Source organism: Yersinia artesiana, from assembly GCF_902726545.1.
In the GTDB taxonomy this organism is placed as follows: Bacteria; Pseudomonadota; Gammaproteobacteria; order Enterobacterales; family Enterobacteriaceae; genus Yersinia; species Yersinia artesiana.
The window spans coordinates 137,749-153,131 of the sequence record NZ_CACVAD010000001.1 but is presented as its reverse complement, the minus strand read 5'-3'; the positions used below and the strand labels follow the sequence as shown (position 1 = coordinate 153,131).

The window sequence follows — 15,383 nt, the reverse complement described above, 5'->3', positions numbered from 1 at the left end:
AATGCCAGTCATTATTGGCTGGCATTTTGAATTGTCATAAATGTTGTACTGCGACAAACCGCTTGGGAAATACCTTTGGCCCCAAAGTGTTGAGGTGAGAGTCAGTCCAAGATGTTCAGGAAGATAAATCCGCGGTGTCAGGCCAATACAGCGTGTTCCTGCGGTATGGCTTCTTGCAGTACCACATCTAATCCTAGTGGTACAATCAGGCTGGCATGGTTCCCTTTTGGCCCTTGATGGACATCAAAGTTAACCATCTGGCCCGCTTTTAACGTTCGGTAGCCATCCATCTGGATAGTTGAATAGTGAGCGAATATATCTTCGCCGCCGCCCTCAGGGCAAATAAAGCCAAAACCTTTGGCATTGTTGAACCATTTAACAGTACCCGTCTCCATACTTCTACGTTCCTCGCAAGGCTATTTTGGTTCGAGATGAGGTAATCACTGGTTAAAGTGAGCGCGAATTGGTTAAAACTCCAACAGCTCACGAAAATACACTCTAGTGGAAATGGCCTTAACGTCAAGGGGGGCGCTTTTGTCTGGGCAAGGCAGTTCTTCAAAGTTTGATGTAGCTAACGCTATTGTCTTTATTTGGATACAATTTAACCGTTTTTAAAGCGAAAATACTGACTTCTTTCTCTGGCGGCGTTATGACATAAGTGATGTTAAAATAATAATAGATATCTGTATGAAATGGTCTTATAACCGGAGTGAAGTATTGCTCCTGAGTGGTTCAGTGAAACGATGGGCAGGCAATGGGGAAGAACAACGACTGGCTAAATTTTGAACATTTAGTCAAAGATAAACAAATCGAGGCGCTCAAACCGCCGTCTATGTATAAAGTGATACTTAACAACGACGATTACACTCCGATGGAATTTGTGATTGACGTTCTGCAAAAGTTCTTTTCTTATGATATTGAACGTGCAACACAGCTGATGCTCAATGTGCATTATCAAGGAAAGGCGATTTGCGGTGTTTTTACTGCCGAAGTGGCAGAGACAAAAGTCGCACATGTAAATCAATACGCCAGGGAGAACGAGCATCCGTTGCTTTGTACGCTGGAAAAAGCCTGATTAAGGCAATTATTGGGAGGTGCCTATGCTCAATCAAGAACTTGAACTCAGTCTCAACATGGCTTTCGCCAGAGCGCGTGAGCACAGACACGAGTTTATGACCGTGGAGCACCTGTTGCTGGCATTGCTAAGCAATCCAGCCGCGCGGGAAGCGCTGGAGGCGTGTTCGGTTGATCTGGTGGCGTTGCGCCAGGAACTGGAAGCGTTTATTGAACAAACCACACCGACCTTACCCGTCAGTGAAGAAGAGCGCGACACCCAGCCGACGCTCAGTTTCCAACGCGTGTTACAACGTGCGGTCTTCCACGTGCAATCATCAGGGCGCAATGAAGTGTCTGGTGCCAACGTGTTGGTCGCCATCTTCAGTGAACAAGAGTCCCAGGCGGCCTACCTACTGCGTAAGCATGATGTCAGCCGTCTGGATGTAGTGAACTTTATTTCCCACGGCGCCCGTAAGGACGAACCGGGTCAGGCACCGAATACAGAAAATCCGGTGAATGAAGAACAGGCAGGAGGGGAAGACCGTATGGAGAACTTCACCACCAATCTGAACCAACTGGCCCGTGTTGGCGGCATTGATCCACTTATCGGCCGCGATAAAGAGTTGGAGCGCACCATTCAGGTATTGTGCCGTCGGCGTAAAAATAACCCACTATTGGTGGGGGAATCTGGCGTTGGTAAAACGGCTATCGCCGAAGGTTTGGCCTGGCGTATCGTGCAGGGCGATGTTCCTGAAGTCATGTCAGAATGCACATTATATTCCTTGGATATCGGATCACTTCTGGCCGGAACGAAATATCGTGGCGATTTTGAAAAACGCTTCAAGGCGCTGCTGAAACAGTTAGAAAATGACAAAGATAGCATCCTGTTTATCGATGAAATTCATACAATTATCGGTGCCGGAGCTGCATCTGGTGGGCAAGTAGACGCTGCTAACTTGATCAAGCCGCTACTTTCCAGCGGCAAAATTCGAGTCATTGGCTCCACCACGTATCAGGAATTCAGCAATATCTTTGAAAAAGATCGGGCGCTGGCACGTCGTTTCCAGAAAATTGATATTACTGAGCCGACGCCGGAAGAAACCGTCCAGATTATCAACGGCCTGAAACCAAAATACGAAGCGCATCATGATGTGCGTTATACCGCAAAAGCAATCCGTGCGGCGGTGGAGTTATCGGTCAAATACATTAATGACCGTCATCTGCCAGATAAAGCCATTGATGTGATTGACGAAGCTGGTGCACGTAGCCGTCTGATGCCGGTGAACAAACGCAAGAAAACGGTCAATGTTTCGGATATTGAGTCTGTGGTTGCCCGCATCGCCCGTATTCCGGAAAAAACGGTGTCAGCCAGTGATCGCGATGTGCTGAAAAACCTGAGTGACCGCCTGAACATGCTGGTGTTCGGTCAGGATAAGGCCATTGAGGCGTTATCTGAGGCTATTAAAATGAGTCGCGCGGGCTTGGGGCATGAGCACAAACCTGTTGGTTCATTCCTGTTTGCTGGCCCAACTGGGGTTGGTAAGACAGAAGTGACGGTGCAATTGGCCAAAGCGCTGGATATTGAGCTGTTGCGCTTTGATATGTCTGAATATATGGAGCGCCACACGGTTAGCCGCTTGATTGGTGCGCCTCCAGGCTATGTTGGGTACGATCAAGGTGGCCTGTTGACCGATGCGGTTATTAAGCATCCTCATGCGGTTCTGCTGCTGGATGAAATTGAAAAGGCGCACCCGGATGTGTTTAACCTGCTGTTGCAGGTGATGGATAACGGGACGCTGACCGATAACAATGGTCGTAAAGCCGATTTCCGTAACGTCATTTTGGTGATGACCACCAATGCCGGTGTGCGCGAAACTCAGCGTACTTCCATTGGTTTTAAACAGCAGGACAACAGCACTGATGCGCTGGAAGAGATCAAAAAAGTGTTTACTCCGGAATTCCGTAACCGGTTGGATAACATTATTTGGTTTAACCACTTGTCACCTGCTGTTATCCAGCAAGTGGTCGATAAATTTATCGTTGAGTTGCAGGCGCAGTTAGATGCTAAAGGTGTATCACTGGAAGTCAGTGAAGAAGCACGTGATTGGTTATCTGATAAAGGTTACGACAAGGCGATGGGTGCGCGGCCAATGGCTCGGGTGATTCAGGAAAACTTGAAGAAACCGCTGGCTAACGAATTGTTGTTTGGCTCTCTGGTTGATGGTGGTTCAGTCACTGTTGGATTGGATAAAGAAAAACAACAGTTGGCTTATGAGTTCCAGAGCGCACAAAAACGCAAAACTGAAGGTGCAGTTCACTAAGTTAGCCATTTGCTAACTGTGCTGTAACTGCATATTTAGAACAAAATAAAGGGCGATAAGCTAATTTAGCTATCGCCCTTTTTATTTCTTTGCACATTTTACTTTTATTTGTATGGTGAATAAATGCACTAAATTGACAAATAAAAGAAAACGCAAAACGCCCTGCCATTAAATGGAAAGGGCGCCGGAGGTGGGGACTACATCCTCAGAGCTCGCCAGCCTTTAAACTGGCGACAGATTAGCCGATTAACGGCTACGGAAGACAATGCGGCCTTTGCTCAGGTCGTACGGGGTCAGCTCTACAGTGACTTTGTCACCCGTCAGGATGCGGATATAGTTTTTACGCATTTTACCGGAGATATGAGCGGTTACCACGTGCCCGTTTTCCAATTCAACACGGAACATGGTGTTCGGCAGCGTATCAAGAACGGTGCCCTGCATTTCAATATTGTCTTCTTTGGCCATCGAATCCTCTAGGTGTAACTACCTTAGTTTTTAACCGGCAAGATAATGCCGAAAAACCCACATTATGTAAAGAAGTGTTGGCGGTCATCGCACCATTTCAGCAAAATTAGTCTGCCGGGAAGAGGGGATAAAGCCTAATGTGGGGTTCTTTTCAACGGTTGAGTTTTACCTGCATCGTGGATGAAACATTCAACGATTGCGGTAACCAGCATTCAGCCGGTAGTGGACTAAACTGGAGTTGACTCAACTGTTGCAAAAAAAAGTTGCGTGGGATCTCAATCGCACCCAGCGACGCAGTGTGAGCGTTGAGGACCTGACAGTCAATCAGTTCTCCACCATGACGGGTAAAATGATGACAAAAAACCATTAAAGCGCTTTTTGAGGCATTATTAGCCCTGCTAAACATGGATTCACCACAAAAGAGTGAGCCCACTGAAACACCATACAAACCGCCAATCAGTTCATTTTTCAACCAAACCTCTACAGAATGGGCGTGGCCCAGTGTATGTAACTGGTAATAAGCTTGCTGTACATCATCCCCAATCCAGGTTCCCTCATCACGCAGGGTGGCACAGGCACGGACAACATCTTCAAAAGCGTGGTTGAGCGTAAATCGATAAGGGCAGTTGCGCAGAAAGCGCCGCATGCTACGGCTGATATGTAAATCTTCTGGGTACAATACAGCTCTAGGGTCAGGTGACCACCATAAAATCATTTCTCCAGGACTGAACCAGGGGAAAATCCCCCGTTCATAGGCGGCCAACAAACGAGGAGGAGATAGATCTCCCCCTAAGGCCAACAATCCGTTTGGTTCGCGCAGAGCCAGCTCAGGCGAGGGGAACGCAAATGATTGAGAAGAGAGCTGTGTGATGCGCATAAATCCCCTTGATGACACTTACAGGCCCATTTGGGCATCCCCGTTGTATTGGGAACCACAGCGCTATCGACGATGTATTCGCTGCATCTTCGGCTGTGGCTCTAATGACTTTGGATATAATCATCAATAACAATAATATTGCTTTGGTTTCAGCAGCTTTACTTAATACTAGCTATAAACTTGCTGATTATCTGTCTATTGTCTGTGTTTAGGCGCTTTACTTGCACACCATCTGCGTATTAATGCCGCTGATGGAACTGGTAGTAGCGCCCTTTGTTTTGTAACAAGTTTTGGTGGCTACCTTGCTCAACTATCTTTCCTCCATCCATAACACAGATTCGATCCATAAATTCCAACCCATACAAGCGATGTGTGACAATAATCAGGCTCTTATGCTGGCAGTGTTGGCGTAATAACGTGAGAATCTGTTGCTCAGTTTCTGCGTCTAATCCTTCGGTGGGTTCGTCGAGAAGCAGCAGCGGTGCTGGATGCAGCAGCGCACGAGCAATAGCTAAGCGACGTTGTTCCCCCCCAGATAATGGCCGCCCACCATCCCCCATCCAGGCATTCAGCCCTTCATCGTTATCTAGCAAATTAGCCAAGCCAACTTGTTTTAAAACAATTTTTAGCTGTTCATCTGTTGCAGTAGGGCAGGCCAGCAATAGATTTTCTCGCAATGTACTGCTGAAAATATGCACCCGCTGGCTGACCACTGTCATCATTTGGCGCAGTGTCGTTTCATCGAAACTGGCTAAAGGTTTCCCGTTTATCGTAATGACACCTTCATTGGCATCCCATGCTCGGGTTAGTAACTGTAATAGTGTGGACTTACCACAGCCCGTACGACCCAATAGTGCGATATGCTCCCCTGCGGCCAGTGACAGCGATATATTCTGTAAAACAGGTAAGGGTTGCTGTGGGTAAGTAAAACTCAACCCTGTCACTTCTAGCGCTACCTGTTGGGCTACAGCGGGGCCGCTGGTCGGGAATATCACTTCGGGTTTTTGTTCCATTAGCTGGCTAACACGAGTCGCTGATGCAATAACTTGCCCCAAGTGCTGGAAAGCACCTGCAACGGGTAACAGAGCTTCAAACGCCGCCAACGATGTGAAAACGAACAGCGCCAACAATGCACCTGGCTGGCTGTCACCTCCTATTCCGTCAGCGGCTCGCCATAAAATTAATGTGACAGTCAAACCTGAAGCCAGAATCATTAAAGCCTGAGATAAACCCGCCAAGGATGCTTGTTGCTTTTGGCGAATCATCCAACGCTGTTCAATCTCTTCTAATGAAGCACGAAAACGATGTAATGCTCCGAAAACCAATAGTTCGGCTTGACCTTGCAACCAAGAAGTCAGTTGTGAACGATAAAGGCCACGCAGGTTAGTTAAATCGCGGCCAATAGGCTTACCAGCACGATAGAAAATCAACGGCACTAACAATAACAACCCAAGTAGGATGGCACCGAGCGTCAATGCTAAATTGACATCAATGTAACTCAGGCCAAAGGTTACGGCAGCTATGATGACAACAGCAGCAACCAATGGTGATATGACCCGCAGATAGAGGTGGTCGAGTGTATCGACATCGGCAACCAGGCGGTTCAGTAACTCGCTCTGGCGAAAGCGAGCAATACCTGCAGGGGAAAGTGGTAAGATTTTCTGGAATGCAAATACCCGTAGATGTGCCAGCACTCTAAATGTTGCGTCATGGCTGACAACGCGTTCGGCATAGCGGCCTGCTGTTCGGGTAATCGCAGCACCTCGCACACCTGCCGCAGGGAGCAGATAGTTAAACGTATACAATCCTGCGGGGCCAGCAATGGCGGTTCCTGCCAAAAACCAACCGGATAAAGTGAGCAATCCGATACTGGCGAGTAGGGTGATGATTGCCAACACAATACCCAGGCAAATTAGGAACCAATGGCGGCGATACAGCGCCAGAAAGGGGAGAAGTACTCGCATGATTAAAGCTCCTCACTGCGGTGGGACAGCAGATTGGCAAATGAACCGTCAGCTTGACTTAAGCTGGAGTAATCACCTTGTTGAATTAAAAGACCATTATCCATCACCCAGATTTGATCATATCCCAACGTATCTTCCAACTGATGAGTGACCAGCAGTGTCGTCTGCCTACGAGAGGCTTCTTCAAGCGCTTTCATGACCAATTGCTCACTATGGGCATCCAAACTGGCCGTAGGTTCGTCTAATAGCAAGAGTCGGCATGGGTTCAGCAATGCTCTGGCAACAGCTACTCGCTGGGCTTGCCCAACAGAAAGTCGCGCTGAATGGTCACCGACCTCCGTATCTAACCCTTGCGGCAAGTCATTGAGGAACTCATTGATATACGCGCGTTCAATCGCCAGTTGTAATTGGTCATTGTTAGCATCAGGTTGGCCCAGCAAAATATTGGCAACCAGTGTCTGTTCCGGCAAGTGCGGATTCTGTCCGACCCAACTTAGCTGCTCACGCCAGGTTTGCGGATCCAATTCACGCAACTCTATATTGTTGATTTTTAATGAGCCGCGATAAGGTAAAAAACCCAATAGCAGGTTAAGCAATGAGCTTTTGCCCGCACCACTCAGACCAACGATAGCAACTCGTTTCCCCGCTGATAGGGAGAACGTTAGTGGCCCAGCCAAACGGGTACCCGTAGGAGATAGTATTTCCAGTTCATTTGCTTCGAGAGCGATGGAATCAGTGCCATCAAGAACTTTATCACCCCGGCCAATAGTTTCACCGTCAGTGCTCAAAAAGGTAACCAGTGATTCAGCAGCCCCAACAGCTTGTGCTTTGGCGTGATAAAACGTGCCTAAATCTCGCAATGGCTGGAAGAATTCAGGTGCCAAAATCAAAACCAGAAAACCTGCAAACAGTGTGACACCAAGGCCGTAGCTGCCAAAATTTAATTCTCCCAAATAAGAGAAGCCGAAATAGACAGCAACAACTGCGATGGAAATGGCGGCGAAAAACTCCAATACGGCAGAGGAGAGGAAGGCCATTCGCAACACTTCCATCGTGCGGCGGCGGAAATCTTCTGAGGATTCGCGGATTTGGTCTGTTTCCGCTTTAGCGCGGTTAAATAGCCGTAAGGTGTCCAGGCCGCGTAGACGATCGAGGAAGTTACCACTCAGGCGGGCCAATGCTACAAAATTACGCCGGTTAGCATCGGCTGCCCCCATTCCCACCAGTGCCATAAACAAAGGGATCAGCGGCGCGGTGACGAATAGAATTAAACCTGCCGCCCAGTTGATCGGGAAGACAGCAATGAGAATCAGCACCGGAATAAGAACAGCCAAATACATTTGTGGCAGATAGCGAGAATAGTAATCCTGCATATCTTCAATCTGTTCCAAAATAATCGTCGCCCAACTTCCGGCTGGTTTGCCTCTTACCCAGGCAGGGCCGAGTTGTTCTAATCGGTCTAATACTGTTTTGCGGATTTGTTGGCGCACTTTCATGCCGCAAATAAACCCCACTCGCTCACGTAACCAACTGATCACGGCGCGCACGGCGAAGGTTCCTGCCAGCAAACCAAAATCAGTGATTAATTCTGCGCGGGGGACTTTATCGATAATTAAAGATTGCAGCAAGGTGGCTAACAGCCATGCTTGAGCAATAATCAATAATCCGCTGAGGAGGCCAAGTAACATGGACAGGCGGAGCCAACGTTGCGCGGGGGCGCTTTGTTTTTTCAGCCAACGAATCAACTCATACTGTCGTGTTTTATTCATCGGGCAATTTGTCTGCGCAAAGTACGGGAAAATGTCAAAAAATGGTTGTCACCTTTCGAGATGGCAAACCAGCGAGGGGCAATATTACCTCGTCATGCCATGAGGTGAAACCATAATGCTTGTGATAGTTGCCGCATTAGTCGATATCTATAATTTGCTGTTTTTCATTGACATGCTGAGATACAAAATAAAGGGCCAATAGAAATTAAAAACGGGCAGCTCACATATTTGTCAGCTGCCCGTTTGTATTCGGTGGATCAATTATGTCAGATGCTATTTATCGTTAACTAACCCATCAAGATAGCGTTCTGCATCCAGCGCGGCCATACAGCCGGTACCCGCAGAGGTGATTGCCTGACGGTAGATGTGGTCCATAACATCACCCGCTGCAAATACACCCGGAATTGAGGTTTGCGTCGCATTGCCCTGAATACCTGATTGCACTTTAATGTAACCATTTTCCAGTGCCAACTGGTCACCAAAGATAGCGGTGTTAGGGCTATGACCGATAGCAATAAATACGCCAGCTACCGCTAACTCTTCGGTTTCATTGTTTTTGGTCGACTTCAGCCGCACGCCTGTTACACCCATATCGTCACCCAGCACTTCATCTAACGTACGATCAGTGTGCAACACGATATTGCCATTTTTCACTTTTTCCATCAGACGGTCGATCAGGATTTTTTCGGAACGGAAGCTATCACGACGGTGAATTAGATGAACTTCAGCAGCGATATTGGCCAGGTACAGTGCTTCTTCAACGGCGGTATTACCACCGCCGACGACGGCAACCTTTTGGTTACGGTAGAAGAAACCATCACAAGTTGCACAGGCAGAAACCCCTTTACCCTTGAATGCCTCTTCCGATTCCATTCCAAGATAGCGTGCAGATGCACCTGTTGCGATGATCAGCGCATCACAGGTGTACTCGGCACTATCACCAAATAGACGGAATGGACGATTTTGTAGATCGACTTTATGGATGTGGTCGAACAGGATTTCTGTCTGGAATTTTTCTGCATGTGCATGCATCCGTTCCATCAGCGCCGGGCCGGTAAGACCTTCCGGATCACCTGGCCAGTTTTCGACATCGGTGGTGGTGGTCAATTGACCGCCTTTTTCCATTCCGGTAATCAATACGGGGTTCAGGTTGGCGCGTGCCGCATAAACTGCCGCGGTATAACCCGCAGGACCAGAACCCAAAATAATCAATTTGCTATGTTTAGCCGTACTCATGAATACCTCTTTCCCACAATGGCGGACAATGTTAACGATTGTAGGGAAATTCGAGCATTAAAAAAAGCAGACAAAAATGTTGTTAGCGATTTGTTTGATAGGTAATGCCTATTTAATGAACTAAGTGTATTAAGAATCGGCAGTTAGCGGTTAAACAAAATTGAGTAATGGGCAAATTAGACCAAAATTCATTTTTACGTTATGGACAAAACAGCCTTAAAAGCCTTTGACCCCATAAAAAATGTGGCTTGCAAGCCGATAACGCAAAAAAAATTTGCAATTTCCCCATGCCAATTTTGCCATTTTATAGCAAAAAAATGGTGAAAAAATAGGTTAGTGAAGGGGACTGAGATTTTAATTCTGGCACGTTCTACTGATTTAACTTCTTTTACTTTGACAATCGGCTGTGCATTTGCGAAAACATCATAGGAAGAAGAAATTATCTGCGCGCCATAATTTCAGATTTGGTATCAGTGATACCAAGCGAAAACCCTGGAATGTTTTCGATTAATACTGGATGGCATGTGGAGTATGTTCCCGAACAACCGTAGGGGGGATGTTTCTGCGGTTGCTCGTGATGCGCTATCTCTTCCTCAACGCTAATAATCATCGAGTACCTCGCATGCGGTTGGACAGACAGGGTGTGAGATAACAACGTGTTGATATATTTGCATAAAACAGGCTGCGGGTCGTTGTTTGCAACAAGTTTTCAATCTATTACGGATTGGAGCCTGTCGCAGACTCAAGGAAATTAAGAGAGACTATAAGATGATAGATAATAAAAAACGTCCGGGGAAAGAGCTTGATCGTATAGATCGTAACATCCTGAATGAATTACAAAAGGATGGGCGTATCTCCAACGTCGAGCTTTCAAAACGAGTAGGGTTGTCACCAACACCATGTTTGGAACGGGTTCGCCGCTTAGAGCGTCAGGGCTTCATTCATGGCTATACCGCATTGCTTAATCCACAGTATTTGGATGCATCATTGTTGGTTATCGTTGAGATTACTCTGAATCGTGGCGCTCCGGATGTATTTGAGCAATTTAATGCTGCTGTAAAAAATCTTGAGGAAATTCAAGAGTGTCACCTGGTTTCCGGCGATTTCGACTATTTGTTGAAAACCCGTGTACCTGATATGTCAGCTTACCGTACATTACTCGGCGAGACCTTGCTTCGCCTACCGGGCGTGAATGACACACGTACCTATGTAGTCATGGAAGAAGTGAAACAGAGTAACCGCCTTGTTATTAAAACGCGGTAAACAGGCAGGTGCAAAACCTGAGTAATTTGGTTACACTCCTGTTTATTCATACAGTTTCAGCGCCGGGAGGGTTCTCGGCGTTGCTACTCATACCAGTTAACAGGAACCTGGAGAGCCTTTCTTGAGCCAGGAATATACAGAAGATAAAGAAGTTACTTTGAAAAAACTCAGCAGTGGGCGTCGTTTGCTTGAGGCTGTTTTGATTGTAGTAACGATTTTGGCAGCCTTCCTTATGGCCGCGCTGCTCAGTTTCAATCCTTCAGACCCGAGTTGGTCACAAACCTCATGGCACGAGCCTATCCATAATCTTGGAGGGAGTGTTGGTGCCTGGATGGCCGATACATTGTTCTTCACTTTTGGTGTATTGGCTTATGCCATCCCCGCCATTATGGTGATGTTGTGTTGGGCTGCATTCCGCCAACGTGATGCCAGTGAACATATCGATTACTTTGCTCTCTCGCTGCGCCTGATTGGCATATTAGCGCTGATTTTAACGTCATGCGGGCTGGCTGCATTAAATATTGACGATCTGTATTACTTCGCCTCTGGTGGGGTAATCGGTAGTCTATTCAGTAATGCCATGTTGCCGTGGTTCAATGGCGTTGGTGCGACCCTAACATTGCTTTGTATCTGGGCTGTTGGTCTGACACTTTTCACTGGCTGGTCATGGTTGGTTATTGCGGAAAAAATTGGTGGGCTCGTCTTAGGCTCTTTGACATTTATGACGAATCGTTCGCGTCGTGAAGAACGTTATGACGATGAAGATGACCAAATTGAAGAAGCGAATACCGCCGAGCAAGATAAGGGTGCCAATAATACAGCGATAGCGGGTGTAGCCGCGACTACCGCACTGGCGGCAAATTCAGCCTATGCAGATGACGACGATGTGTTGTTCTCGGCACCATCGGTAACTGACACACCTGCCAGTCCAATATTAGATGGAGCAATTCCGACAGATAAAATTGCGGCTGAAAGCAATGATCCATTAAATAATTATGATCCATTACTGAGTATATTGCGTGCGACTGATAATGGTGAACAACCGGTATTAGCATCTACAGGGAATCCGTCTGAACCCGTTATCAACCACGGTACAGAGCCGATGGCTGATAATGTCGCCGCGACACCGCCGCTCTATTCTTTTGAGATTCCACAAGAAGCGACGTCTCCTGCGCCAACACGTATGGCACCACCGGTTGAACGGCCTGAACCTCAACTGGGTTCATGGGATAAACCAACATCCCCTGTCAGCCATTCACCATTTGATTTTTCTGCGGCACAACAGCAGAGCGATCAGGTGGAAAATACACCTTATATGAACCCAGGATTAGGCACAGATACTGATAGTCTGGCTGCTATGGGGGCCGTCAATCGCCCTGAATCTACCGTTGGGATTGTCGCGGCAAGTGCAGCCGCAGCTACGTTTATGCCAGCATTTACCGCTACCAGTGATAGCAGTTCGCAGGTTAAACAAGGTATAGGACCGGAGTTGCCACGGCCTAACCCTGTTCGTATTCCTACAAGGCGCGAGCTGGCATCATACGGGATCAAACTTCCGTCTCAACGTATGGCGGAGCAGGAGCAACGTGAGCAAGAAGCACAAGCACCTCAGACGCCGTTCACCGCAGCTGTCGCATCTGAAGATGATGATGCATTAGAACAGGCAATCTTGCGTAAAGCCTTTGCTGATCAACAATCTGAGCGTTATGGGCAATCAGCCGATGCGGGAGTGAATACTTTCGCAGCGGTTGAGCCGGAAGATGAGCAAGCCTTGCAAGAGGCGGCATTACGACAAGCTTTTGCCGCGCAGCAACAACATCGTTATGGCGCAATGCAGGGTGAAAACAGTGACAATAGTCAATATGAACATGTTGCTGTTGAAGAGATGCAGCCGGTAGATACTCGCAGTGCCTTTACATTCTCTCCTGTTGCCGATCTGGTTGATGAGAGCCCGCGTGAGCCTCTGTTTACGTTGTCGCCGTATGTTGACGAAGCCGCACAGCCTGCACCGGTGCAAAGTTCTTCAGTACCAGAGCACACTGAACAGGTCTCGGGCTATCAGGTATCAGGGGTAAATCAAACTCATCAAACATATTCAGGTCAATCAACACCAGTGCAGCCTACGGCATCAACACAGCCCGTGTCACCAGTGCAGCCGATCCCGGCGATGGATAGTTTGATTCACCCATTCCTGATGCGTAATGACCAACCATTGGTGAAACCAACAACACCATTACCTACACTGGACCTCCTTTCTTCACCGCCAGCGGAAGAAGAGCCGGTCGATATGTTCGCTTTGGAGCAAACGGCTCGTCTGGTGGAAGCGCGTCTAGGGGATTATCGGGTGAAAGCGGAAGTGGTCGGTATCTCACCAGGGCCGGTGATTACCCGCTTTGAGCTTGATTTAGCCCCTGGCGTCAAAGCTTCACGTATCTCCAATCTTTCTCGTGACCTGGCCCGTTCGCTATCGGCCATTGCTGTGCGTGTGGTTGAGGTTATTCCTGGCAAACCTTATGTCGGATTGGAGCTGCCGAACAAACATCGTCAGACCGTTTATTTGCGCGAAGTGCTTGATTGCGCCAAATTCCGTGATAATCCATCACCGTTAGCTATCGTGTTAGGTAAAGATATTGCCGGGCAACCGGTAGTAGCTGATCTTGCAAAAATGCCTCATTTGCTGGTGGCGGGTACAACCGGTTCCGGTAAATCGGTAGGTGTTAACGCCATGATCCTCAGCATCTTGTATAAAGCCACGCCTGATGATGTGCGTTTTATCATGATTGACCCGAAAATGCTGGAGCTGTCAGTGTATGAGGGCATCCCTCATCTGTTAACCGAAGTGGTTACGGATATGAAGGATGCCGCGAATGCGCTACGTTGGTGTGTCGGCGAAATGGAACGGCGTTATAAGCTGATGTCTGCGTTGGGCGTACGTAACCTTGCCGGGTACAATGAGCGAGTTGCACAAGCTGAAGCTATGGGGCGACCAATTCCAGACCCATTCTGGAAACCCTCCGATAGCATGGATATTTCACCGCCAATGTTGGTGAAATTACCTTATATCGTCGTCATGGTGGATGAGTTTGCTGACCTGATGATGACGGTGGGCAAGAAAGTTGAAGAGTTGATTGCTCGTTTGGCACAAAAAGCCCGAGCTGCCGGTATTCATTTGGTTCTGGCAACTCAGCGACCCTCAGTGGATGTAATTACTGGCTTGATTAAAGCCAATATCCCAACCCGTATCGCATTTACGGTTTCCAGCAAGATTGACTCACGAACTATCCTTGATCAGGGCGGTGCAGAGTCACTACTGGGTATGGGGGACATGTTGTATATGGCACCTAACTCCTCAATTCCGGTACGTGTTCACGGCGCTTTTGTCCGAGATCAAGAAGTACACGCAGTCGTTAATGATTGGAAAGCGCGAGGCCGGCCTCAATATATTGAGAGCATTCTCAGTGGCGGAGACGAGGGTGAAGGCGGTAGCCTTGGCCTGGATAGCGACGAAGAGTTGGACCCACTGTTCGATCAAGCTGTGAGCTTCGTATTGGAGAAACGCCGGGCATCTATCTCCGGGGTGCAACGCCAATTCCGTATCGGGTATAACCGCGCTGCACGTATCATCGAACAGATGGAAGCCCAGCAGATTGTCAGTACACCGGGCCATAACGGTAATCGTGAGGTATTGGCCCCGCCGCCACATGAGTAGTCATATTTTGCTCTGAGGCAGTTATCATAGACAGGGCCGCTTTGCGGCCCTTATGCAAAAAAGCGTACACCCCATATTTATCAGAGAATTTTATAAGGTATTTAGAATAATGAAAAAACTGCTTGTAGCTTGCTGTCTGTTATCGGGGTTAATTTCGGCTCACGCACTGGCCGATGCCAGTTCCGACTTACAAGCTCGCCTGAGTAAGGTGAACAGTTTTCATGCTAACTTCTCACAAAAAGTGACCAGCTCAGAGGGAGCCGCGGTACAAGAAGGTGAGGGTGAGTTATGGGTGAAACGGCCTAATTTATTTAACTGGCATATGACTTCACCTGACGAGAGCATTTTGATTTCTGATGGTGAAACATTGTGGTTCTATAACCCATTCGTTGAGCAGGCAACGGCGACCTGGCTGAAAAATGCCACAGGTAACACGCCATTTATGCTTATTACCCGCAATAACCCGGATGATTGGAAGCAGTATAATGTGAAGCAGAAAGGTGACGATTTTGAGCTGACACCTAAGAGCGCCAGCGGCAATCTAAAGCAATTTGCTATCACAGTAACGCCAACGGGCACTATCAAGAGCTTTACTGCGGTTGAGCAAGATGGGCAGCGCAGCGCTTATACACTGAAAGGTCAGCAAAATAGCTCAGCGGATGCCAGCAAATTTAAATTTACCCTACCAAAAGGCGTAACGCTGGACGACCAGCGGCAGTGAGG

General features: G+C 47.9%; 11 protein-coding genes. 5 read left to right on the top strand and 6 right to left on the bottom strand.

Features of this window, described 5'->3' with window-relative positions; all coding sequences use genetic code 11:
• Positions 1–137: 137 nt before the first annotated feature.
• Positions 138–395 (bottom strand): cold shock-like protein CspD, encoded by a 258-nt coding sequence (gene cspD / locus HU019_RS00650; protein ID WP_050078472.1) that lies wholly within the window; start codon positions 393–395, stop codon positions 138–140.
• A gap of 359 nt (positions 396–754) precedes the next feature.
• On the opposite strand from cspD, the gene clpS reads away from it, so the two are divergent.
• Both clpS and clpA read left to right on the top strand, forming a co-directional pair.
• A complete protein-coding gene (clpS, locus tag HU019_RS00645) occupies positions 755–1,075 on the top strand; it encodes an ATP-dependent Clp protease adapter ClpS (RefSeq protein WP_004389612.1) in 321 nt (106 codons plus the stop codon).
• Positions 1,076–1,100: 25 nt separating this feature from the next.
• Positions 1,101–3,377 (top strand): ATP-dependent Clp protease ATP-binding subunit ClpA, encoded by a 2,277-nt coding sequence (gene clpA, locus HU019_RS00640; protein WP_050078470.1) that lies wholly within the window; start codon positions 1,101–1,103, stop codon positions 3,375–3,377.
• Between the two features lie 246 nt (positions 3,378–3,623).
• Here the strand turns inward: clpA and infA are convergent, their stop codons facing one another.
• The 5 genes from infA to trxB all read right to left on the bottom strand — a co-directional run bounded on the left by infA (position 3,624) and on the right by trxB (position 9,688).
• A complete protein-coding gene (infA, locus tag HU019_RS00635) occupies positions 3,624–3,842 on the bottom strand; it encodes a translation initiation factor IF-1 (protein WP_002211347.1) in 219 nt (72 codons plus the stop codon).
• 151 nt (positions 3,843–3,993) lie between these two features.
• Complete coding sequence (gene aat / locus HU019_RS00630; RefSeq protein ID WP_174847056.1) at positions 3,994–4,719, bottom strand: leucyl/phenylalanyl-tRNA--protein transferase; 726 nt, start codon at positions 4,717–4,719, stop codon at positions 3,994–3,996.
• A 239-nt stretch (positions 4,720–4,958) separates the two neighbouring features.
• Positions 4,959–6,683, bottom strand: a complete 1,725-nt coding sequence (cydC, locus tag HU019_RS00625; protein ID WP_174847057.1) for a heme ABC transporter ATP-binding protein/permease CydC — start codon at positions 6,681–6,683, stop codon at positions 4,959–4,961.
• Positions 6,684–6,685: 2 nt separating this feature from the next.
• Entirely contained in the window at positions 6,686–8,452 is a 1,767-nt protein-coding gene (cydD, locus tag HU019_RS00620) for a heme ABC transporter permease/ATP-binding protein CydD (RefSeq protein ID WP_174847058.1), read from the bottom strand.
• Between the two features lie 273 nt (positions 8,453–8,725).
• Positions 8,726–9,688, bottom strand: coding sequence for a thioredoxin-disulfide reductase (trxB, locus tag HU019_RS00615; protein WP_046050702.1), 963 nt, complete (start codon positions 9,686–9,688; stop codon positions 8,726–8,728).
• Between the two features lie 768 nt (positions 9,689–10,456).
• On the opposite strand from trxB, the gene lrp reads away from it, so the two are divergent.
• The 3 genes from lrp to lolA all read left to right on the top strand — a co-directional run bounded on the left by lrp (position 10,457) and on the right by lolA (position 15,381).
• On the top strand, positions 10,457–10,951 hold the full coding sequence (gene lrp / locus HU019_RS00610; protein ID WP_002211340.1) for a leucine-responsive transcriptional regulator Lrp: 495 nt from the start codon (positions 10,457–10,459) through the stop codon (positions 10,949–10,951).
• A 121-nt stretch (positions 10,952–11,072) separates the two neighbouring features.
• Positions 11,073–14,660, top strand: a complete 3,588-nt coding sequence (locus HU019_RS00605) for a DNA translocase FtsK 4TM domain-containing protein (RefSeq protein ID WP_174847059.1) — start codon at positions 11,073–11,075, stop codon at positions 14,658–14,660.
• Positions 14,661–14,769: 109 nt separating this feature from the next.
• Complete coding sequence (gene lolA, locus HU019_RS00600) at positions 14,770–15,381, top strand: outer membrane lipoprotein chaperone LolA (RefSeq protein WP_174847060.1); 612 nt, start codon at positions 14,770–14,772, stop codon at positions 15,379–15,381.
• Positions 15,382–15,383 lie beyond the last annotated feature (2 nt).

Excerpts from the sequence above, each read along its gene's own strand:
- cspD (WP_050078472.1), bottom strand. The coding sequence starts at position 395 with ATGGAGACGGGTACTGTTAAATGGTTCAACAATGCCAAAGGTTTTGGC.
- clpS (WP_004389612.1), top strand. The coding sequence starts at position 755 with ATGGGGAAGAACAACGACTGGCTAAATTTTGAACATTTAGTCAAAGAT.
- clpA (WP_050078470.1), top strand. The coding sequence starts at position 1,101 with ATGCTCAATCAAGAACTTGAACTCAGTCTCAACATGGCTTTCGCCAGA.
- infA (WP_002211347.1), bottom strand. The coding sequence starts at position 3,842 with ATGGCCAAAGAAGACAATATTGAAATGCAGGGCACCGTTCTTGATACG.
- aat (WP_174847056.1), bottom strand. The coding sequence starts at position 4,719 with ATGCGCATCACACAGCTCTCTTCTCAATCATTTGCGTTCCCCTCGCCT.
- cydC (WP_174847057.1), bottom strand. The coding sequence starts at position 6,683 with ATGCGAGTACTTCTCCCCTTTCTGGCGCTGTATCGCCGCCATTGGTTC.
- cydD (WP_174847058.1), bottom strand. The coding sequence starts at position 8,452 with ATGAATAAAACACGACAGTATGAGTTGATTCGTTGGCTGAAAAAACAA.
- trxB (WP_046050702.1), bottom strand. The coding sequence starts at position 9,688 with ATGAGTACGGCTAAACATAGCAAATTGATTATTTTGGGTTCTGGTCCT.
- lrp (WP_002211340.1), top strand. The coding sequence starts at position 10,457 with ATGATAGATAATAAAAAACGTCCGGGGAAAGAGCTTGATCGTATAGAT.
- lolA (WP_174847060.1), top strand. The coding sequence starts at position 14,770 with ATGAAAAAACTGCTTGTAGCTTGCTGTCTGTTATCGGGGTTAATTTCG.